The organism is Porcincola sp. LCP21S3_C12, assembly GCF_052118625.1.
Lineage (GTDB): Bacteria > Bacillota > Clostridia > Lachnospirales > Lachnospiraceae > Porcincola.
Genome location: NZ_JBQKGW010000014.1, coordinates 59,579 through 79,779, shown reverse-complemented (window position 1 = coordinate 79,779; position 20,201 = coordinate 59,579). Strand labels below are relative to the sequence as shown.

At 51.4% G+C, this 20,201-nt stretch carries 21 protein-coding genes and 1 pseudogene; 3 read left to right on the top strand and 19 right to left on the bottom strand.

The window, feature by feature from the left end; all coding sequences use genetic code 11:
• Nucleotides 1-92 precede the first annotated feature (92 nt).
• The 14 genes from ACTQ1N_RS08850 to ACTQ1N_RS08785 form a co-directional block, all read right to left on the bottom strand.
• Entirely contained in the window at nucleotides 93-386 is a 294-nt protein-coding gene (locus tag ACTQ1N_RS08850) for a hypothetical protein (protein WP_441956401.1), read from the bottom strand.
• Nucleotides 387-598: 212 nt separating this feature from the next.
• Nucleotides 599-1,993 (bottom strand): MFS transporter, encoded by a 1,395-nt coding sequence (locus ACTQ1N_RS08845; protein WP_441956400.1) that lies wholly within the window; start codon nucleotides 1,991-1,993, stop codon nucleotides 599-601.
• Nucleotides 1,994-2,039: 46 nt separating this feature from the next.
• On the bottom strand, nucleotides 2,040-3,491 hold the full coding sequence (locus tag ACTQ1N_RS08840; RefSeq protein WP_441956399.1) for a family 43 glycosylhydrolase: 1,452 nt from the start codon (nucleotides 3,489-3,491) through the stop codon (nucleotides 2,040-2,042).
• 182 nt (nucleotides 3,492-3,673) lie between these two features.
• Nucleotides 3,674-5,749, bottom strand: coding sequence for a beta-glucosidase (locus tag ACTQ1N_RS08835; RefSeq protein WP_441956398.1), 2,076 nt, complete (start codon nucleotides 5,747-5,749; stop codon nucleotides 3,674-3,676).
• On the bottom strand, nucleotides 5,746-6,675 hold the full coding sequence (locus tag ACTQ1N_RS08830; protein WP_441956397.1) for a helix-turn-helix domain-containing protein: 930 nt from the start codon (nucleotides 6,673-6,675) through the stop codon (nucleotides 5,746-5,748). The genes ACTQ1N_RS08835 and ACTQ1N_RS08830 overlap by 4 nt, the downstream gene beginning before the upstream one ends.
• Nucleotides 6,676-6,883: 208 nt before the next feature.
• Complete coding sequence (locus tag ACTQ1N_RS08825) at nucleotides 6,884-8,179, bottom strand: glycoside hydrolase family 27 protein (RefSeq protein ID WP_441956396.1); 1,296 nt, start codon at nucleotides 8,177-8,179, stop codon at nucleotides 6,884-6,886.
• 108 nt (nucleotides 8,180-8,287) lie between these two features.
• Nucleotides 8,288-8,572, bottom strand: coding sequence for a hypothetical protein (locus ACTQ1N_RS08820; protein WP_441956395.1), 285 nt, complete (start codon nucleotides 8,570-8,572; stop codon nucleotides 8,288-8,290).
• Between the two features lie 23 nt (nucleotides 8,573-8,595).
• Nucleotides 8,596-9,072 (bottom strand): pyridoxamine 5'-phosphate oxidase family protein, encoded by a 477-nt coding sequence (locus tag ACTQ1N_RS08815; RefSeq protein WP_441956394.1) that lies wholly within the window; start codon nucleotides 9,070-9,072, stop codon nucleotides 8,596-8,598.
• A 132-nt stretch (nucleotides 9,073-9,204) separates the two neighbouring features.
• Complete coding sequence (locus ACTQ1N_RS08810) at nucleotides 9,205-9,654, bottom strand: arsenate reductase ArsC (RefSeq protein WP_441956393.1); 450 nt, start codon at nucleotides 9,652-9,654, stop codon at nucleotides 9,205-9,207.
• Nucleotides 9,651-9,878: a thioredoxin family protein gene (locus tag ACTQ1N_RS08805; RefSeq protein ID WP_441956392.1), complete on the bottom strand. Its 228-nt coding sequence runs from the start codon at nucleotides 9,876-9,878 to the stop codon at nucleotides 9,651-9,653. Before ACTQ1N_RS08805 ends, ACTQ1N_RS08810 begins: the two co-directional genes overlap by 4 nt.
• A gap of 28 nt (nucleotides 9,879-9,906) precedes the next feature.
• Complete coding sequence (gene arsB, locus ACTQ1N_RS08800) at nucleotides 9,907-10,971, bottom strand: ACR3 family arsenite efflux transporter (RefSeq protein ID WP_441956391.1); 1,065 nt, start codon at nucleotides 10,969-10,971, stop codon at nucleotides 9,907-9,909.
• 49 nt (nucleotides 10,972-11,020) lie between these two features.
• Nucleotides 11,021-11,416 (bottom strand): ArsR/SmtB family transcription factor, encoded by a 396-nt coding sequence (locus ACTQ1N_RS08795; RefSeq protein ID WP_441956390.1) that lies wholly within the window; start codon nucleotides 11,414-11,416, stop codon nucleotides 11,021-11,023.
• 127 nt (nucleotides 11,417-11,543) lie between these two features.
• A complete protein-coding gene (locus ACTQ1N_RS08790; protein ID WP_441956389.1) occupies nucleotides 11,544-12,548 on the bottom strand; it encodes a permease in 1,005 nt (334 codons plus the stop codon).
• A 292-nt stretch (nucleotides 12,549-12,840) separates the two neighbouring features.
• The gene (locus ACTQ1N_RS08785; RefSeq protein ID WP_441956388.1) at nucleotides 12,841-14,289 is read right to left on the bottom strand and encodes an aspartate ammonia-lyase; all 1,449 of its coding nucleotides are present in this window, start codon (nucleotides 14,287-14,289) and stop codon (nucleotides 12,841-12,843) included.
• A gap of 347 nt (nucleotides 14,290-14,636) precedes the next feature.
• Between ACTQ1N_RS08785 and ACTQ1N_RS08780 the strand changes: the two are divergent.
• A pseudogene (locus ACTQ1N_RS08780) lies at nucleotides 14,637-15,059 on the top strand (Lrp/AsnC family transcriptional regulator); the annotation flags it as partial.
• A gap of 261 nt (nucleotides 15,060-15,320) precedes the next feature.
• On the top strand, nucleotides 15,321-15,716 hold the full coding sequence (locus tag ACTQ1N_RS08775) for an MATE family efflux transporter (protein WP_441956387.1): 396 nt from the start codon (nucleotides 15,321-15,323) through the stop codon (nucleotides 15,714-15,716).
• 195 nt (nucleotides 15,717-15,911) lie between these two features.
• Here the strand turns inward: ACTQ1N_RS08775 and ACTQ1N_RS08770 are convergent, their stop codons facing one another.
• From ACTQ1N_RS08770 to ACTQ1N_RS08750, 5 genes are all read right to left on the bottom strand, one after another.
• Nucleotides 15,912-16,016, bottom strand: a complete 105-nt coding sequence (locus ACTQ1N_RS08770) for a DUF2871 family protein (protein ID WP_441956386.1) — start codon at nucleotides 16,014-16,016, stop codon at nucleotides 15,912-15,914.
• Between the two features lies 1 nt (nucleotide 16,017).
• Nucleotides 16,018-16,686: a hypothetical protein gene (locus ACTQ1N_RS08765; protein WP_441956385.1), complete on the bottom strand. Its 669-nt coding sequence runs from the start codon at nucleotides 16,684-16,686 to the stop codon at nucleotides 16,018-16,020.
• Nucleotides 16,687-16,704: 18 nt separating this feature from the next.
• Nucleotides 16,705-17,343, bottom strand: coding sequence for a TetR/AcrR family transcriptional regulator (locus tag ACTQ1N_RS08760; protein ID WP_441956384.1), 639 nt, complete (start codon nucleotides 17,341-17,343; stop codon nucleotides 16,705-16,707).
• Nucleotides 17,344-17,600: 257 nt separating this feature from the next.
• The gene (locus ACTQ1N_RS08755) at nucleotides 17,601-18,533 is read right to left on the bottom strand and encodes a TDT family transporter (RefSeq protein ID WP_441956383.1); all 933 of its coding nucleotides are present in this window, start codon (nucleotides 18,531-18,533) and stop codon (nucleotides 17,601-17,603) included.
• Entirely contained in the window at nucleotides 18,533-19,075 is a 543-nt protein-coding gene (locus ACTQ1N_RS08750) for a C-GCAxxG-C-C family (seleno)protein (protein ID WP_277067477.1), read from the bottom strand. The genes ACTQ1N_RS08755 and ACTQ1N_RS08750 overlap by 1 nt, the downstream gene beginning before the upstream one ends.
• Nucleotides 19,076-19,272: 197 nt before the next feature.
• Between ACTQ1N_RS08750 and ACTQ1N_RS08745 the strand changes: the two genes are divergently transcribed.
• A complete protein-coding gene (locus ACTQ1N_RS08745; RefSeq protein ID WP_321049853.1) occupies nucleotides 19,273-20,163 on the top strand; it encodes a selenium metabolism-associated LysR family transcriptional regulator in 891 nt (296 codons plus the stop codon).
• The last annotated feature ends 38 nt before the right edge of the window (nucleotides 20,164-20,201 follow it).

The following is a 20,201-nucleotide window of genomic DNA, read 5'->3' as shown; positions in this document are numbered from 1 at the left end:
AACAATTCGCAGAAACAGTTACTTTTAAAGTGACTGACACATCTGTAGAAATCCAAAATCGGCGCGAAATAATCTGCCGGATGGGACATCATTTAATTTGCCGGACAACACGGAAGCTTTTCGATTACCTGTACCCGCTGCCGGTTACCATCAGATCCTATGACATGAAACCCATTGTGAGTTTTTTCATCAAGAATCTTTACTGCTGATTTGGGGTAATAAATATCCAGCAGGTTCCAGTTTCCGTACGGACCATACAACAAGTTCTCTGCCCAAACCACATCATCAGGATACTGCAGCCCTGCGTCCCTGCGATTGTCATTGATTTTCCAGACTGTTCTCATCCGTTGAGTCGCCCAGCGATGCTCAATACCGATTGCTCCCATGTCATGTCCTCTCTTTCTTGTCTGATTTTGTTACATTCTCATTGATCGATCATTACATTTCATTTGTATCAAGTGTAATACTTCTGTTTAGGAAACGATAGTTAAAAAATCTGTATCGACTTTGTAAATCCTTGCGATCCCGACTTTTCAATACAACAAAAGCCTGTACAAACTTGCGATCTGCAAGTTTGTACAGGCTTCGACGTCAAATTTTACTCTGCACGTTTTGCCGCAAGATCTTTTTCCATCTGCGGTGCGATCTTATCAAGGTTGCAGAAAAGCAGAGCGACAAGACCGATTGCAAACAGGATGACCGGAATGATCGTGTATGCGCTCTTGATGCGGGCAATGGTCATTGCGGTCTGCGCGACCTTCTGCGCTGTCCGTTTTCCTTCATATGCTGCCCATGCGAGTCCCCAGCCGACAATCGCGGAGCCAAGTCCTGCGCCAACTTTCATGCCGAAGGATGTTGCAGAGTTTGTAAGCCCGTCCAGCCTGACACCTGTCTTCCACTCTCCGTAGTCTACGACATCCGCTACCATTGCAAAAAGTCCGGCATTATGAGGGATTCCGCCAATTCCAAGCAGGATCAGTCCTGTGAATGCTGCCGCCGCAGATGTCGGGAGGACTGCCATCAGCAGGACTCCTGCAATCTCAACGATATAGCCGATGACCATGGATCTCCAGTTTCCAAGCACCTTCACAATATACGGGTAAACCAGGTTGCCGATCATCTTCGGAAGGATGAAGCAAAGTGTCAGGGTTCCCATGAGGCCTACATTGCCCAGCACATCTCTAGCATAATAAATCCGAAGTCCATTATTCACGCCCAGCGCCGTATAGTTCACAACGAAGATCAGCGTTAAAAGCAGGAAGTACTTATTCTTAAACAGATAGGCAAATGACTTTCCGACAGACAGTTTCTGTGCTTTTTTCTTTTTCTCTGTATCGGCGAAGGTCTGGTCAACGTCTTTTTCGATCTCCTGGTTGTTACGCTCCCTGGTGAAGAAAAATGTGATTAGAAGCATGACGACCGCAATTGCGCCGAAGATCGAAGCCATTCCTGTCCATCCGAATTTTCCCACAAAGTTCATGGTATTGTAATTGATAAACAAGACCGTCGCCATCGTGCAGAAGAACCGGAAGGAACTCGCCTGTATGCGGTCTTTCCGCTCCGGGGAGAACAGGGCAAGCAGCGTATTGTATGCCAGGTTGCAGGCCGTATAGACAACGGCAGCCATCAATACGTAAGAGATAAAGGCGTACGCCACTTTTCCGTTCGACGAAAGCGATGACGGAACGGAGAACATCAGCACCAGCCCGACCCCCATTGGGATCGCAGACCATAAGATCCATGGGCGTGCTTTTCCCCACCGGGTATGCGTACGGTCAATAATCGCTCCCATGATCAGATCTGAAATTCCATCCAGCAATCTTGCCAGCAGCATCATCGTTCCAATCGTTGCCGCTGCAATGCCAACATTGTCGGTGTAATAGACGGTCAGGAACGATCCCAGCGTCGTCCAGACAAAATTACATCCACCATCCCCCAGGGCAAAAGCGATCTTCTCGCCGAACCCCGGCCGTTTTCCAGCATACTTGTTCATCTTGATTTCCTCCTGTGATTGTTTTCTGTATGCCCTGCCGCAGTGTTCACTCCATCAGTTCTATTTCCATGAGGTCAATGGCTCCGTTTCCGACATATCGGAAATAGAGTTCCCGGTCATCATCCTGGAACTGAACTCCTCCCACAGCCTTCATGAACGTATTTCCCGGTACAGTTCCGTTTGAAGCTTCCGTCTTCACGCAGATCTCTCCTCTGCATGCCGTATCCGGTGCGTCAATCTCCGTGAGAACCCGGATCACCCCATCTGCATGGTTCCCGCCTGTCCCCCGGTAACGGATCTGGATTTGATGCGTTTTCCCGAGATCGAAATACTTATATCCGACGATCGTCCCAGACGAAATATTGGATACATACCTTCCGTCCTCATCACTTGTCAGATAGGGGAAGTCCGCCTCCTTATTGGAACGTCCCAGGGAATTCAAAGCGCCCATATGTCCATTTGTCAGATTGCAGCAATAGACCGCCGGATAGACGCCCACGCCCGGAAGCCGCTTTGCATTCAGACCACTGGTTGTCACACAGACCTGCGGTATGGATCCGTCTTCCTTAATGAAAACACGCTCTGCGCAGGCCTGCCGGTTATACTGAGTGAGGGAGGTGTGCCGGTGGTAGAAGATATACCACTGCCCGTTCACCTCCACGAGTCCTCCGTGGTTGTTTCCTCCACTGTTCAGCTGATCCTCTTCCCTGCGCCCCTTGTACCCGACATCTGTGCTGGATATGATGCAGCCTCTGTACTGAAATCCGCTCATCGGTCTGCTGCTTGTTGCATAACAGAGCCGATGGGTATGGACGGAGGAATAGATCAGATAATAAATGCCGTGAATTTTTCTGATCGACGGCCCCTCAAAGTACGGATCCGACTCAAATGACGTCCCGTCTGCATAGTTCTCTGATGGCAGAACGACCTCCGGTCCCTCCAGAACAGTCAGCATATCATCTGCCAGCCTGACGACAGAACACCCCTTCAGATCCTGTGACTTGTATCTTGGGATGTTGATCATGCAGGGCGCAAATCCGAAGTACAGATAATTTCCTTCCTCCGTACAGATGACAGACGGATCGTACGGCTGGTTCTCGCTCATCCCCCTGCCGTCTTTATAGTGTACCTGTCCATAGAATTTATATGGTCCCTGGGGCTTGTCAGAGACTGCAACATGGATGCTGTCCTGAAATTTGATGCAGTAGTAAAGATAATACCTGCCATCCCGTCCCTGCACGACGTCCGGGGCATACATCGGAAGCTTTTCCGGATTATATGGATCCTGGTCTTTCCTGTAGATTACGCCCTCATACCTCCAGTCAGACAAATCATCTGCCGGGGCTGACCACGTCACATAGTCCAGCTCACAAAATTCTTTTCCATTCTCCCGGTCGTGACTGCCAAACAGATACAGCCTGTCCTGAAACACATGAGGCTCCCCGTCCGGAATGTGTTCATCCAAGGGGAGATATGGATTCATTACCAGATTTTTCACCTTTCTGTTCCTCTTTTGTCTTTTCCTTTCGTTCTGATGCATACCAGTATAGAAGTATCTCTGCTCCTTCTGCTGTCACATCCGGAATACCCACTGTCAAAATTGGACAAAAAAATACCACCAGCTGCCTGCGCACCTGCTGTCAGCTGATGGAAGTGCTCTTTCTGAAGGGGGATGCCGCTTTACCTTGTCACCATCCCACTCCATACAATCTGTTCTGAACTAAATCCGACATGAATGCTGAAATTCCCATGCTCCAGCCTGAAAGCACGTTCCTTTTCATCAAAATACTTCAGATCATCGCAGGAAACCGGAATCTGAATATCCCTGCCAGTTCCGGCTTCCAGCGTTACCTTCAGAAATCCTTTCAAGGCCGGTACAGGGCACCTCGCGGTTTCCACATACACCTGCACAACGGTGGAGCCGCGTCTTTTTCCGGTATTGCTGATATGACAAAAAACAGTGAGAACCGGGGCGTCGTTCCATTCCGTTTCTCCTTCCACCTTCTCATCGGACGTAATCTCTCCCTTCCTGACCGATACATCAGACAACGAAAATGAAGTATAAGACAATCCATACCCAAACGGATACATGGCTCTGATCCCGTCATGTGCAAGCTTCCGGTATCCGCTGTAATACTGATATGTCACCTCTGTCGCTTCAAAGTCCAGATCCGGCAGATCTTCCTCCCGCTGCGGGATTGTATATGGAAGCCTTCCGCCAGGTTCAGCCTCGCCAAACAGAACGCGGGCGATCGCATGGCCGCCTTCCTGGCCGCCATAGCCCGCCCACAGTAAGGCCGGCACCTGGCTGATCCATTTTCCCGGAATCACGGTCGATCCGGATATCATGACAACGGCAGTATTGGGATTAACTTTGCCGATTTCATTCAAAAGCTTCTCATCTCCATCATGCAGACGCAGTCTGCCTTCCCGGTCCCCTCCGACTGAAGTTCCCCGCTCAGCCGTAAACTGATCTTTCGAGAGGGCTTCTCCCTCATCCAGGTATGTCAATCCTGCGATCACGATCACACAATCCGCTTCATCTGCAAGGCGTTTTGCGTGAGCGATATTATGCCCGCGATAATAGATGACATCTGTCGTCCCATTTACCAGCTTCATCAGCCCTTCGAGCGGAGAGACAACGTGCTCCGGATACACTCTTGCAGAGCCTCTGTCTCCCTGGTTCCCTTCTTCAGCCAGCTCCCCGAACACTGCGATCGTGTGGAGCCTTCTCTTCGAAAATGGAAGTACATTCCCTTCGTTCTTCAGCAGGACGATTCCCTCCTCTGCAGACTGAAGGGCCAGCTCCCGGATCTCTCCCTTCTTCAGTCTTTTTCTCTTTCCCGATTCCATGGAAATCTTTTCAAATGATTTCATGGTTCGGACAATGCGGAGCGCCGCATCGTCAATCACAGACTCCGGAACGAGCCCCTTGCGGACTGCTTCCACCAGTTTTTCACCATAGAATTTGGTGTCTGCCATTTCAACCGTCTGGCCTGCCAGCGCAGCTGCAACAGTGTCCTTCACGCCCCAGGTAAAATCACTGATAAGAAAGCCCTGAAACCCCCACTCCTCTTTCAAGACATCATGAAGCAGATATCGGCTGTGTCCGCACATCACGCCATTGTAGGCGTTATAGGCACTCATGACAGCTCCTGCGTGGTCTCGGCGGATGCATTTCTCAAAGTGCCGCAGGAACACTTCCCGTTCCGTCCGCAGACGATCGCAGCGCACATTCACGCGGAAGCGCTGATTTTCCATCTGATTAAAGGCGAAATGTTTCAGGCAGGCAATGACGCCGGCGCTCTGGACACCCCTGACCATCGCTCCGCCCATCTCTCCGAGCAGAAAATCATCTTCCCCGTACGTTTCCTGTGCCCGCCCCCATCCTGGATGATAGAGGTAATTGATGCAGATCCCGCCAAAGAAATTGGCTCCGAACTGCTGCGCCTCCTGCGCAATCACCGTCCCGATTTTCTCCTCCAGATCCGGATTGAAGCCGGCTGCCCGAACCATCGGGACAGGAAAACAGGTGGCTTTCCCTCTGCCGCAGACGACACCTCTCGGCCCGTCGCAGAATCTGATCTCCGGCACATGAAGTCTGTCATTGCCCCCTGCCACGTAGGGCTTTTCATTATAATGTTCCGATAATGTTCCCTTGAGCGCGCCATGGATTCTGGAGCGGTCAGCCCGTCCGCTCATCAGATGCACCTTTTCCTCAAGTGACATATTCTGCACAATCCATTCCGGCTTCATGACAGAAATCCTTTCAACAGGTCGAGCGCTTCGTATCTCTCGTAATCCAGATATCCCCGAACCTCTGCATGTCCGGTGTCTCCGCCATCTGATTTTCTGTAGCTGAGCGGGGTCTGGCCGGTCAATTTCTGGAATGATCTGTAGAATGTTTTTTCCGATCCAAATCCACAGGCATCGATGATAAAAGGCATGTCATGGTCGGTCGTCCGCAGAAGTTTTCTGGCCTGCTGGACTCTCATTTCCTCTATGAAATCCCGTACGGACATCCCAAGTCCGGCCTTGAAATAGCGATAGAGCGTCTTCTCCCCGACTCCAAACTCATGTGCCAGCATCGCACTCAGATGGTCTTCTGCTGCATGCCGGCGAATGTAGTCGATCATATCCAGAAGCTCTTCAGACCCTGTTTCTTCCTTCTGCCGTCTCATAAGGATGTCATAATCTGCACCCTCCACCAGATCTGCTACCAGACTATACATTTCTCCCCGAAGCCTGTATACTGTCTGCTCCTGCTCGATGAGCGTACACATCAGGATTCTCGACACATGGTTCCGGATGGATACAATTCCTTCTTCCGGCTGCTCATCCTGATTCATACTGTTCAGAAAAAACCTGAACTGCCGCTTGTCCTCCGTCCCGCTTCTGAAAAGATCCGGGCTTAACTGTACAAACCCACAGAGATTTGCCTCATTCCCGCCAACAATAGAATGCAGCTCTTTTGAGTTTACAAGCACGAGATTTCCCTCTGTAACAGGTCCTGTCCACTTCTCTGACCGGAGTGTCACCTTCCCCTTCAGAACCAGCATCAGTTCATATTCGTAATGCCAATGCCACGCACTGAATCCAATGGAGGTAACAAATGATTTCCCGCGAAGCTGCGAGCCGTAATCGACACTCTCCAGCGTGTACTTTTCCTGGTAATTATCCATCAGCATTCATTCCCTGCATCTGCTTCATCACGCTCCAGGCATCTGCTCTTTTGTATCATCGGATATCACATTTTTATGTTGTATATCTGCCTGCTGCCAAATCCTTCCTTCTTCTATCTTCAACCAGCACTGTTTACCATTACAAACTCCGGGACTTTCTCCTGATAGATAAGTTATAGGGAAAGAGGGCTGCCGCCATCAGTCTTCTTCACTTCTGCAGAAGATACATTCCCGCGCCGTGCGGCGGAAGTTCTGCCTGAATGCAGCCTCCGGAAAACGTGGCCGGTGTATCACCCCACAGGTCCTCTGCACTACGCACATCAAATTCCAAATCAGAAAGAGACGCCGATATTGTCTGCGCCTGATCCTCGAGATTGAAAAGCGCCAGATACCGTCCGCCTTCCTGCGTCAGGCTCGTCCAGACAGCATGTTTTTCATTCCGCTCCATCTGCTCCGGTTCCCTGCCAGTCCGCTGCGCCGCAAGAATCTTCTCATTGGTCAGAAGCGATCGTGTCCATTCATCCAGCTGTGTCAGGTCACCACCCATGATCAGCGGAGAGCGGAAAATGCACCAGAGCGTCATCAGCGTGCGCTGCTCCGCATGTGTGAAATTCGTCTGTCTCGGCTGGCCGAATCCGGTACCGATTTTCCCCAATGGCAGCATGTCGCAATCCGGCCAGCATCCCGGCTTTCCATGTCCCTGCCATAACTCGCAGCGGCCAAACATATCCAGAAGAAGCTTCCAATCGTCCCAGAAATCATCCGTGATGCGCCACATATTGGCATAATGTTCCAGATGCCATGCTTTTTCGATCACCGCCGGTCCCGGCGAGAGGGACAGGCACATCGGTCTCCCAGTTTTATCGATTGCGCGGCGGATCATTTCTACCTCTGCTGCCCCATATGGATCATCAACGTAGAGATGCTCATGGCAGATGTCATCCACCTTCACAAAATCCACACCCCAGTCTGCATACAGCTGGAAGATAGAATCATAATAAGCCTGTCCTGCGAGAGAAGCCGGGTCAACACCGTACATATCGCCGTTCCAGCAGCAGATCGAATCCGGTCGGGCTGCCTCATCCGCTGTCGCATCGGTTCCAAAGATCGGCAGCCGCTCATGTACTGCCTGTCTCGGAATACCACGCATGATATGAATGCCGAACTTCAGCCCCATGGCATGAATTTTTTCAGCGATTGGAGCAAAGCCTTTTCCATCTGCAGAAGACGGAAATCGGTTTAGTGCCGGAATCTGCCGTCCCCATGCATCCAGCGTGAGCGGTGCGAACTTCCGATACACAACACCGTTATCTTTCTCACTTGCCGCCAGCGGCTCCGACCACTGGATGTCACAGACAACATATTCCCAGCCGCAGGACTTCAGCTGCGCCAGTCCAGCCGCATTATCCAGAAGCTGCTTCTCCGTCACTCCTGCTGCGAAGCAGTCCCAGCTGTTCCAGCCCATCGGAGGCTGCAGCGCCGCATTGTCTTTTCTGAGTCTCATATTCCTTTCCCTTTCTAGCGAAGTCAGACGCATGCCTTTCGAAAATTTTGTATCATTATCTCAGACTGAAGAGGGATACTTCGCCTGCCACGATTCGATTGATTCCCCCTATTCCTGAAGCCCGCTCAGAAATAACTCGTAGGCGTCATCCTCGTAAGAGAGCAGCGGAGAATTCTCACCGCCGCCGTTTGTACTTCGCCGCATTGCCGCGTAGGCTGATTCTCCATACTCAATCAGATCCATCGCATGCAGCGGAAGCCCGGCCTCTGTACTGATTGCGCAAAATGCGGACAATGGATTCTCCTGATTCTTTGTTTCTAAAAGGCGTTTTCTCAAATCCGCGTCTTCCACCGCCATCCGATGAAGCCGTTCCAGTGTATCCGCAACATCCATATCAGTATACCTGTAAGATTTCATTACTTTTCGTGTACAAGCTTTCCTGTCATATGATCAACATGAACCGCAATCATCTGGACATTCCTCAGAGTTCTATGCATCACCTGATCCACTTCCTCAGCGGTCGGATAGTACTTCAGCCCGATCGCCCTGAGTTTTTCACGAAGAAGATCGCTGTCCGTGACCAGGCTTGCCGTTCCGAACACAACAACACTTGACACGTAATAGGCCCAGTCCCCCTCCTTACGAGTACCAGAAGTCCAAACTGTAAAACACACTTTGGGATTCTTCTGGATCGAATCGATTTTATGCCCGGTCTTCGCACCGTGGAAATAGAGCGTCTCTGTCGGCTCATCATAATAAAAGTTTACCGGGACCACATATGGATATCCATCCTCGCCATTCACGGCCAGAGCTCCGCGCTTCTCCCACTTCAGAATATCGATGCACGCTTCTTTCGATACCTGCTGCTTTTTTCGCCGCATTTCACGAAACATACGTCTTCCTCCATTATTCGTTTACCTGTGCTTGTTCCATTGCACCACTTTTCCCGGAATATCTGCCTGCTCGCGCAGAAATTCGCCTGACCTGCCTGCAGCGGACCGATCGTTTGTCTGCATCCGATCCCCTCACGAAGGGAGCGCCTCTGTACCAGAATCCGGATGGTTCCCTTTCAACTGATCCTTCAATAAACCGATCTCTTTCTCAATCTGATGGATGACCGCCGTGAATTCTCCGTCAGAGGTTCCGGTCGGATCCGGGATTCCCCAGTCGAACCGTTCCCTGCAGGGAAGATACGGGCACTTCACGCCGCACCCCATCGTAACCACAATATCAAGCTCCGGAAGGGCATCCAACGTTTTGTTGTGCTGCCCTTCTTTTATCATGTCTATTCCGTACTGTTCCTTCATCAGACGGACTGCATCCGGATTGATCCTGTCCCTGATCTCTGTGCCTGCTGAATAACTTTCAAAGACGTCCCCGGCCAGGTATCTTCCCAGAGCCTCCGCGATCTGGCTGCGGCAGGAATTATGTGTACAGATGAATCCGACCCTCGGTTTCCTCCCTTGCTGATTCATAACAGCTTTCCGATCTGCTTCTCATTCAGGACACGTCCTGTTGAGACGACCTTCCCGTCAATCATCAGTGCCGGCGTACTCATGATACCATATCCGGCAATGACGCTGAAATCGGTGATATACTCGATCTCCGCCTCAATCCCTTTCTCCTGTACAGCCTTCTTTGTGTTCTCCAGCAGGGCCTCGCACTTGCTGCAGCCTCCTCCTAAAACCTTGATGTTCATCGCATTATCCTCCTAATCATGTGCATGCTCATGCCTGTCTCTTCTGAAAATGACTCTGCGTCCTGTTCGCAATTTTCACTAGTGTCAGCATAACCGGAACCTCTGTCAGCACACCAACTGTGGTCGCGAGAGCCGCCGGACTTGTCGTCCCGAACAGGGCAATGGCAACCGCAACCGCCAGCTCAAAGAAATTCGATGCACCGATCAGTCCTGCAGGTGCGGCAATGTCGTATGGAAGCCCCACCAGCTTTGCTGCTCCGTAAGCGATAAAGAAGATCAGGAATGTCTGGATGATGAGCGGCACCGCGATCAGGATGATGTGCACCGGATTGGAGAGAATCACCTCCGCCTGGGATGCGAAGATGATCACCAGCGTCAGGAGCAGCCCGATTGTCGTGACGTGATCAAATTTATGGACAAACACATTCTCCAGATAGTCCCTGCCCTTTCGTTCTGTAATCCCGACCCTTGTCACAATTCCCGCAGCAAGCGGGATCACAACAAAGAGAAGGATGCTGACAAACAGCGTGCTGTACGGCACCGATACCTTCGATACCCCAAGCAGAAACTTTACAATCGGAACGAATGCCACAAGGATGATCAGGTCATTGGTCGCAACCTGTACCACCGTGTAGGCAGGATTTCCATGCGTCAGCGTGCTCCATACAAAAACCATCGCAGTGCACGGTGCCGCGCCCAGAAGAACTGCCCCGGCCAGGTACTGAGTGGCGAGCTCCGGCGCAATGAACTGCTGGAACACGATAAACAGGAACAGATACGCCAGACCATACATGGTAAACGGCTTGATCAGCCAGTTTGTAATCCATGTTACGAACAGTCCTTTCGGATTTTTACCGACCTCTCTGATGCTCTGGAAATCCACCTTAATCATCATCGGGTAGATCATGATCCAGATCAGCACCGCAATCGGAATCGATATCCCGGCAATCTGCATTCTGCCCAAAACCCTGGGAACCATCGGAAGGAAATGTCCGATCAGCACCCCTGCAGCCATGCACAGCAATACCCATACGGTCAGGTACCGCTGAAAAAAACTGATTCCCTTGTTCTGTGTTTTCATCGTCTTTGGCATCTCTTTTACATCCTCCCTGTATCCTTTTTTCGTTCCGAAAGTGGTTTTGTCAGCATCGGTCTGCCGGTTTCTGCCCGCAGCAGCCTCCGGCGGTTTTCCCCACGTCCTGACAGACCTGGCCTGGATTCTCCTGATCACAGCAGTCTCTGTCTTCGCTTTTCCGGCTGCAGGATTTCCCGCAGTTCAGGTGATCAATATATTCACGAAATGCGGTCAGAACATTGCAGTTCAGGGAATAGTAGGTATTCTTCCACTCCTTCCGCCCATTCACAAGACCGCATTCTGTCAGAACCTTCATATGATGGGACAGTGTCGGCTGTGCAATCTGGAAGTGTTCCAGCAGCCTGCATCCGCACATTTCCCCGTTCATCAGCAGCTCTACGATCTGGATTCGGTTGGAATCTCCAAGCGCCCTGCAGATCAGCGCGGCGTCCATTGCATTCATATGCGCTCACCTCCTTCCCACTGGCTGTCTGTGCTTTCTGTCACTTCCTGCATGGATCCCCCTGTCACAGATCGCTCTGTTTCCCAACGGGGTATTCCTGTCTCCCCCTGCCTACACTTCTGTATCATCAGATTCCTGTCAGTACGCCCTGAAAAACGTTAAATCCATACCCGACAACGATGATTCCTGCGATACATATGACAATGAAGACTGTCAGCAGCTTCGGCTTGATGGCCTTTCTCAGCATGATCAGCGATGGGAGACTCAGCGTTGTGACCGCCATCATAAAGCTGAGCACAGTTCCGAGCAGAGCCCCTTTTGATAAAAGCGCCTCCGCCACGGGGATTGTTCCAAAGATATCCGCATACATCGGAACCCCGACCAGTGTTGCCAGGATCACGCCAAAGGGATTTCTGTTGCCCAGGACAGTCTCTACCACCCGCTGCGGAATCCAGTTATGTATCACTGCCCCGATCCCGACCCCGAGGAGAATATACGGAAAAACCTTGCGGAATGTTGACGCAACCTGATCCCGTGCATAGATCAGCCTGTCCCGGACGGTCAGATCCGGCGCTGTAATGTCTACTGCCGAGCTGGTGTTCCGGATAAAGTTCTCAACCTGATCCTCCATATGCAGGTGTTCGATGAGCGTTCCGCCGGCTGCCGCAATGAAAAGCCCTGCCGCCACATAGATGAGAGCAATCCGATACCCGAAGATACCCATCAGAAGGACGAGACTTCCGAGATCTACCATCGGAGATGAGATCAGGAACGAGAATGTCACGCCGAGCGGAAGGCCTGCGCTTGTAAATCCCATGAAGATCGGGATCGAGGAACAGGAACAAAAAGGCGTCACCGTCCCGAGTAACGCTCCAATCAGGTTTGCCCAGATTCCATGGAACCTTCCCATAATCCTCCTGCTCCGCTCAGGCGGGAAAAAACTCTGGATGTACGAAATCATGAAGATCAGCACGCAGAGCAGGATTGTAATCTTGATCACATCATAGAAAAAAAACTGAATACTCCCGCCAATCCTTCCGGACAAATCCAGCCCCATGGCTGAAAGCGCGCGGCCGACCAGCCGGTTCAGCCATTTCATGCCAAGGACTTCATTCTGAATCCACTCACCCATACCTCTTCCTCGAATTCATATCTATCTATATGACAGGTAGTATTCTAAGCCTCACATTCTTTTCTGTCAATGTGATACCCTTCTTTATGATGATGACAGTGTCAAAAGTCTGTCACCGCGCACGCTTGCATGCAAGTGGTGACAGGACTTTTTGACACGTCCCACATGAATCTTTTCATAAAAAATGAGGCAGCCCCTCAGTGGGAGCCGCCTCGTCTGCTTTCTGGTTCTGCGATTGTTTGTATACCAAATGCTGAATGTTCCTCATCCCGCCTGCATGCAGGGGCTTCGTTTACATAGCTGCCCGGATCGCTGCAACACCATGCGGCTGGGTCAGGATTCCTGGATTCAGAACCGCGTCAAGCTGCTCTTTTGTCATGTATCCCTTCTCGACAACCAGTTTTTTAACAGGGACCCTTGTCTTCAGGGATTCCTTGGCGATTGCAGCAGCCCTCTGATAACCAATGTATGGATTCAGGGCTGTGACGATGCCGACACTGGCATCCATCAGTTCCTCACAGCGTTCTCTGTTGGCTGTGATCCCGCAGATACAATTTCTGGTCAACGTATCCACCGCACCGGTCAGCGTGGTGATGGAATCGAACAAGTTATAGAAGAGAACTGGCTCAAAAGCATTGAGCTCCATCTGCCCTGCTTCCGCCGCCATCATGATCGTGGTGTCATTTCCTGCGACCTCAAACGCCACCTGTGTCACGACTTCCGGGATCACCGGGTTGACCTTCCCCGGCATGATGGAGGAGCCATTCTGCATCGCCGGAAGATTGATCTCTCCAAAGCCCGCTCTCGGCCCGGAAGCCAGCAGCCGCAGATCGTTGCACATCTTGGAAAGATCCAGCGCACAGGTTTTAAGTGCCGCCGAAATGGTCACGAATGCATCCAGGTTCTCTGTCGCATCAAAGAGATCATCCGCCTGCCGAAGCGGATACCCGGTCAGACGTGCCAGTTCCGGGACAATATGCGAGAAATAATAATCCGTTGTGTTGATCCCGGTCCCGATCGCTGTTGCTCCCATATTGATCGTGTAAAGCTCACTTTTCAACATCCCGATTCGAATGCTGTCACGCTTCACCATGGACGCGTATGCGTGGAAACTCTGTCCCAGGCGCATCGGCACCGCATCCTCAAGCTGTGTGCGTCCCATCTTCAAAATCAAATCGAACTCACGGGACTTGGCAAGCAGCTGATTGGCTAAGGCCTTCAGATTGCTCTCAAGCGGTTTGAGAAGATCCAGCGCTGTCAGTTTCCCGGCAGTCGGAATCACATCGTTTGTGGACTGGCACATGTTGACATCATCATTCGGATGCACAATTCTGTAGTCACCCCGCATGCCTCCGAGAAGCTCAATGGCCCGGTTCGCAACCACCTCGTTGGCATTCATGTTTGCGCTGGTTCCCGCCCCGCCCTGAATACCATCTACAATAAAGCTGTCATGAAGCTTTCCTTCCAGGATCTCATCGCAGGCCTTCTCGATCGCCTCCGCCTTCTCCTGAGCCATCCTTCCTGACTTTCTGTTAACCCTGACTGCAGCCTTCTTGATCTTTGCAAGATTCCCGATAAACACCGGATTGAGTCTGCTGCCTGTGATCCGGAAATTTCGCTGGGCACGGAGGGACTGGACACCATAGTAAGCATTCACCGGAACATCCAGCGTTCCGATCGAATCGGACTCTCTTCTCATCTCTGCTGCCGTACTCCGTGCCTTGATCTCTGCTTCCATCATCCTGTACCTCCCTGTCCCTGCTCTCTGTCTGGAAATGGTTATTCAGCTGCGATGCACGGAGAATAACACCGCCGTACCCGGATGTAAATATTATGAGGAAAAGAACAAAAAAGATAACTTTTTCAGTGTAATCCCCCTTATTATTGAATCAAGTTGCTCAGAATACCTAATTTTATAAAGTCATCTTCCAAATGATCATTGACAGGTCTCCATGCGGGGTCTAAAATCCAACTATCAAAGACACAGATGTCCGCAGAGGGGTTCTGTGCCTTTTTTATTTAGCAGACAGCCTGATGAGCGAATCGTGGGAGAGGGTTTTCAGAAAGGACTTTGTTATCATGAAAAAGCTGGATAAAATTGACCGGGTGATCATCGACATGCTCCAGAAAAACGCCCGGGCTTCTCTGAAAGAAATTGCCAGAGAAGTCTTTCTCTCCTCCCCCTCCGTGGCATCGCGAATCGAGCGGCTGGAGCGGGAGGGTGTTATTACCGGCTACCATGCGCAGGTAAACCCGATGGTTGTGAACTACCGAATCAAGGCCTTCATCTGCCTGCAGCTGGATCCGACCGACAAGCCTGTGTTCTACCCCTTTATTCAGTCGATCCCCAATGTGGTGGAGTGCAACTGCGTAACCGGCGATTACTCCATGCTGATCGAAGTCTACTTCGAAAGCACGCCCCAGCTCGATCATTTCATCAACGAACTTCAACAGTTCGGCAGGACCAAAACACTGATCGTGTTCTCCACCAGCGTCGAGCAGCGTGCGGTTCCGCTTCGCTCAGAAGAGGAGGCATCTGTCAGCGAATTTGCGCCGCTCATGCAGGATCCTCCTGCAAAGAAGCCCCTTCCCGGGACTCTCGCCGGAATTTCGTCCTGACCGGAGAAGCGCCTTCAGATCAAACCGCTTGAAAAATCACTTACATCCAAAAATTGAATCTGTTACAATCACGTGTGTAATGAGCAGCCAGAGGCGTAAGTCCAATTATGGACTTGCGCCTCTGGCTTTTTTGTTTGCAAAGGAGTGATAAGGATGAAGGAAATGGACCTTGGGCACGAAAAAATCGGAACACTGATCAGGCGTTTTTCTGTTCCTTGTGTGATCAGTATGGTTGTCGCAGCGCTGTACAACATCGTCGATCAGATATTCATCGGCTGGAGCCCGGCGGGCGCTTACGGCAACGCCGCAACAAATATTGTCTATCCGTTTGCTGTGTTTACCCTTGGTATCGCCCTGCTGATCGGAGATGGAGCTGCAGCTCAATTCAGTATTGCACTCGGCATGGAAAACAGGAAGAAGGCTGATCGGATCATCGGGAATGGTCTGACCGTACTGATCGTTTCCGCCCTTGTGATCTGTCTGATTGGATTTCTCTTTCAGCCTCAGATTCTGGCATTGTTCGGCGGAGATCCTGAGGAAACAGAATAAGGGCTCAATGGTGCGATCCGTGCAGACGGATCCCCCCGGTATGCCATGATATGCACGCTGGCCGGCGCCCTGGCAAACCTGATTCTGGATCCGGTATTTATCTTTCCGCTTGGACTCGGTGTGAAGGGAGCCGCCATCGCGACAGTGGCCGGCCAGATCATCACATTTGCAATGAGCATCATCTATCTGGGAAAATCAAAGCATTTTGTACTTCGTAAACTCCCGGTAGAACACGCCGCCCGCCATCGCCATCAAAGCGTAGAAAATCGCTGTATGGATATATCTCTTCAGGTTCTCCACCTTATTTGACCTCCTTTCTCATTGCCTTATATCCGATCAGCACGGTCCACATATAAGCGCAGGTCTTCGGGATCATCAGCATACCCATCAGCGGTATTCTTGATGCAAACAGAACAACCGGGATGTAGAAGCCGAAGCTCAGCACGATCGTCAGCCACAGATGGCGGAACGCATGATCCTGTCTCCCCCTTGCGCTTCGGAAGAACAGGATGATGACAACCACACCGAGCAGGGCGAATGGGATATTCCGCCAGATCCCCCAGCTTTCAGGCGGATTTTCCGCTGTCCACTGGTTCTGCAGCAGAAGGCAGAGTACGATCCTCGCCGCGGCCAGAAGATATACGATCCCTGTCAGGCTCCTGTGCTGCCTGATCTGATAACGCTCCCGCCACACATAGTAGAGCAGAACATAGAAGATCGTCATCGTCACAGATGTGACTGCCTTTCCGACGCCCAGAACAGCCGTATAGTGTTCAAGTCCGGTCGTGCAAAGTGCAATCACCCGCGGAATCAGATGGAAGGAATCACCTCCGCCGAGGATGATGGCCATCCACCCAAAAATTGCGAACTGTCTGCTTTTCCCACTGCTCGCTCTGACCATCAGAATCCCGATGGTGATGACTGAAATCAGATAAACGAGATCAAATGTCGTTTCCATTATTGCCTGCATCGCAACCTCTCCTTTTCTTCAGTACAATGTTCTCCGGACCACTTCAAGAACCGGTTCCGGATTGTAATCTTTCCTCACCAGTGCCGCGAGCATCAGAGAAAACAGAATTCCTGCGAACTGCTCCGCTGTAAACCGGCTGGAAAATGCATCTCTTCGCACCTTCCTGTCTTGCTTCAGTACCTGACAGAATCCATCCTGAATATGCAGCCAGGTCTGATGCATCCTCTCGGTTCCCGCTGTCTTTCCGCTGACAGCCGTACCAGCCGCTTCCTCTGCCATCCCGCCCAAGCCTGCTCCAGCCGCTTCTTCTGTCTTTCCAGCCTTTTTATCCTGCATGAAGCCCAGCGAGTGGAGCGTAAAAAACTCCGGGTATTCTCTGCTTCCAGCCTCCATCCGCGCATATACCCATCTGACACAGCGCTCTGTATTCTCAAACACTGAAGGATCACCCGGCTCATGGAAGATTTCATACCAGACGCTCTCTACTGTGTCGGTCAGAAGCGCCGTCTTGGACGGGAAGTAATAGTAGATCGCCCCGACCGAAACCCCGCAGACTGCCGCAACAGAACGGATACTGACAGCCTTCCAGCCTTTTTCCATCGCAAGCTTCCGGCTCGCTTTCAAAATCTCTTCTCTTGATGTGACAATCGTATTCATCGCAGCTCCTCATACTGAACGCTGTTCAGTTTAGGTGATACATTCCCTCCTGTCAAGCATTTCCAAAAAACATCTTTCATGGGGTATCCGTATTCAGACAGCAAACAGCCAGGAGCGGTCCGTATGCCGTTGATCACGCACGGAACCATTCCTGGCTATATAGAAATGTCTGTCCTGAGCATACCGCCCGCTCGTGCTTTGACCCCTCAGTCTGACTGCCGGCTTTGCAGAGTCACTGGCAGATCTTTCAGGGCCATTCAGGATTTCTCAGATTTGGAAAGTGACCGGAAGATCACCGCCATATAGCGTCCGAACACATACAAAACAAACGCAGCTGCGATGACGGTCTCCGCCACAACGATCGGCCGAAGCGCGGGCAGCGGATGTCCCATCTTCGCCGCGCACATCATCGTCTGCTTCGTCGCAATGGCTGTAATGACCAGCGGGAATGTGAACGCTGCGCAGCTTGGATAAAACGGAAGCTTCAGACACCGAACGGCCTGAACCAATGCTGCCAGGTAGATCAGATTCGCCCCGGCTGCCATGGCCACCAGAAACACATAGGATTTCGGTGTCCCGCTCTGGACATATCCGGCCACGCAGAGACTAAGCGGCGCGGCATAGATCACCGCCAGAGAACGGGCCGGCTCCGGAACCGGAATGCGGATGTACCGCACGGTTACCAGAACAAACAGAAGCAGGAAGCAGATGAATCCAAACCAGAATGCTCCATTTCCGAATGCAGCGGCATTGTAAGCCGGCGCTGTAACAGACGCAACGACAATTCCGACATAGACAATATAGTACACAGTAAATACATCCTTCAGCTTCAGATGAAAGATGAAGGTGACCGTAAAATAGATGATCAGCGCAATATGCAGGGCGATGGCAAACGTCCAGATGATAAAAGCGGCCTTCCCGATAAAAGGCTTTGCGTAGACCGACAGCAGCATCAGTCCCATTGGAAAGGTCCCGCTGATTCCGGCAAGAACAGGATTCTTCATGTCTGCCTTCATCTGATCAGGACAGAAGACCAGCCTTAGGAGAAGCAGCACCAGCATACCGAACGCCAGCCAGCCACAGATTGTGCGAAGCACTTCCGAGGTGCTCTGCAGCAGATTTCCGAGAGCAGCCATCCCCAGCATCACACCGGAGAGAGGAAGCGGAATTCTCTGACACCACTTTTTCATCACTCTTCCTCCTTCTTCGGAGGCAGGTACGGCTTGTCGAGCCCTTTGACCGGCTCGTCATCTGTGTCCTCGACGCCAAGTTCCCGGCACAGTATCTCTGCGACCTTTCCTGCGCACAACCCAGTGAACGCGATGCACTGCTCCTTGTGTTCACCGCAGCCCATGTCGAATCCTCTCGTCAGAACCCTGCAGCACACGGCATGCTTCGCAGTTGCCTCACGGAACCAGTCGTGCAGCTCATGCGTCAGTGCCATACAGTGGTTGACCTTCGGATCCTTCGGCCCGTTCTGCTCCGTCCGTCCGAAGAACATGCCGAGCGCCAGAATGCCGCCATTCAGCGCACCGCACATACAGCCTGAGCGCCCTGCACCGACTGCCATCCCGGATGCCATCGCGATAACCTCCTCCGGAACATTTACCTCAAAATCACTGCGGATTGCGGCCATTACAGCCTCGCAGCAGAAATACCCGCCTCTGTACAAATCCTCTGCATGCTTCTGTACGGCCTTCGGACTGACTTTTACTGCATGGTACTCCACCATCTGAAAATCCCTCCCTTAGATTGATTGCTTTGTTTTACTTGTTCAGTCATCTGATTCTATTTCATTGTATCAAAATATTTGGAAGGCATTTATCAAATAATAAATTTTTGTTATAATATTTATAATTATTCTTTATTAATTGACGATTCGTTCAGATTTTTATTCAGACAGAATACCCGGACAGGAGGACAGGCACGATGGACATGAAACAGCTTCGAAGTTTTGTGGAGGTTGCGCGTCTGCGGCAGTTCACTGAAGCGGCAAACCGCGTTCATTTGTCTCAGCCGGCGGTCAGCACCCAGATCAGGGCTTTGGAAAGAGAGCTTGGCGTGGATCTGCTGGAAAGGACAACAAAGCGGGTAACTCTGACCGAGAAGGGGGAGCTTTTTTACAGCTACGCCCTCCGCATGCTGGAGCTGGAACAGACTGCTCTGGAGAAGCTCTCAGACTCTATGGGACAGATGATCACGCTCGGCGCATCTACAATCCCTTCCTCCTACCTGCTTCCGCAAATTCTGTCTGGGTACCGCAGTGAAAATGCCGGCTGTTTCTTCCGTGTCCTGCAATCTGATTCTCATACCGCGGTCAGTCAGGTTCTCGATGGAACAGTCGATTTTTCGGTCGTAGGCGAAGTCCCTGACAATCCTGCGCTCACCATCCGGGAGATCTGCCGGGATCAGCTGCTGATTGTAACCCCTGTGAATGAGCATTATATGACGCTGAAGCACCACACGCCCTCCCTGCAGCAGCTTTTCCAGGAACCTGTCATTCTCCGTGAATCCGGCTCCGGAACACAGAAAAACTTTGATCGTTTTCTGGAACGTCACCATATTCACAAGGAGGATCTGCATGTCGCTGCCTGTGCCAACGATCTGGAGGCGATCCGCAAGATGATCGTCTCCGGAATGGGTATCTCAATGATGTCTGCCTGTTCTGTCCGGGATCTGGCCGGCAGCGGACAGGTTCTCGTCTATCAGATGCATGAAGACATCAGCCGTCACTTTTACATTGTCTGGCAGAAGAGGCGGAGCCTGACTGATTCAGAACGGAACTTCATCGGTTACCTGGAGAAAAACGTGCCCCGATAAGCATTCCATACAGGCAGAACCGGCTGCGCTCACATCCT

Coding starts and splice junctions, on each gene's coding strand:
- ACTQ1N_RS08850 (WP_441956401.1), bottom strand. CDS start 386: ATGGGAGCAATCGGTATTGAGCATCGCTGGGCGACTCAACGGATGAGA.
- ACTQ1N_RS08845 (WP_441956400.1), bottom strand. CDS start 1,993: ATGAACAAGTATGCTGGAAAACGGCCGGGGTTCGGCGAGAAGATCGCT.
- ACTQ1N_RS08835 (WP_441956398.1), bottom strand. CDS start 5,749: ATGAAGCCGGAATGGATTGTGCAGAATATGTCACTTGAGGAAAAGGTG.
- ACTQ1N_RS08830 (WP_441956397.1), bottom strand. CDS start 6,675: ATGGATAATTACCAGGAAAAGTACACGCTGGAGAGTGTCGATTACGGC.
- ACTQ1N_RS08825 (WP_441956396.1), bottom strand. CDS start 8,179: ATGAGACTCAGAAAAGACAATGCGGCGCTGCAGCCTCCGATGGGCTGG.
- ACTQ1N_RS08820 (WP_441956395.1), bottom strand. CDS start 8,572: ATGGATGTTGCGGATACACTGGAACGGCTTCATCGGATGGCGGTGGAA.
- ACTQ1N_RS08815 (WP_441956394.1), bottom strand. CDS start 9,072: ATGTTTCGTGAAATGCGGCGAAAAAAGCAGCAGGTATCGAAAGAAGCG.
- ACTQ1N_RS08810 (WP_441956393.1), bottom strand. CDS start 9,654: ATGAATCAGCAAGGGAGGAAACCGAGGGTCGGATTCATCTGTACACAT.
- ACTQ1N_RS08805 (WP_441956392.1), bottom strand. CDS start 9,878: ATGAACATCAAGGTTTTAGGAGGAGGCTGCAGCAAGTGCGAGGCCCTG.
- arsB (WP_441956391.1), bottom strand. CDS start 10,971: ATGCCAAAGACGATGAAAACACAGAACAAGGGAATCAGTTTTTTTCAG.
- ACTQ1N_RS08795 (WP_441956390.1), bottom strand. CDS start 11,416: ATGAATGCAATGGACGCCGCGCTGATCTGCAGGGCGCTTGGAGATTCC.
- ACTQ1N_RS08790 (WP_441956389.1), bottom strand. CDS start 12,548: ATGGGTGAGTGGATTCAGAATGAAGTCCTTGGCATGAAATGGCTGAAC.
- ACTQ1N_RS08785 (WP_441956388.1), bottom strand. CDS start 14,289: ATGATGGAAGCAGAGATCAAGGCACGGAGTACGGCAGCAGAGATGAGA.
- ACTQ1N_RS08775 (WP_441956387.1), top strand. CDS start 15,321: ATGAAGGAAATGGACCTTGGGCACGAAAAAATCGGAACACTGATCAGG.
- ACTQ1N_RS08765 (WP_441956385.1), bottom strand. CDS start 16,686: ATGCAGGCAATAATGGAAACGACATTTGATCTCGTTTATCTGATTTCA.
- ACTQ1N_RS08760 (WP_441956384.1), bottom strand. CDS start 17,343: ATGAATACGATTGTCACATCAAGAGAAGAGATTTTGAAAGCGAGCCGG.
- ACTQ1N_RS08755 (WP_441956383.1), bottom strand. CDS start 18,533: ATGAAAAAGTGGTGTCAGAGAATTCCGCTTCCTCTCTCCGGTGTGATG.
- ACTQ1N_RS08750 (WP_277067477.1), bottom strand. CDS start 19,075: ATGGTGGAGTACCATGCAGTAAAAGTCAGTCCGAAGGCCGTACAGAAG.
- ACTQ1N_RS08745 (WP_321049853.1), top strand. CDS start 19,273: ATGGACATGAAACAGCTTCGAAGTTTTGTGGAGGTTGCGCGTCTGCGG.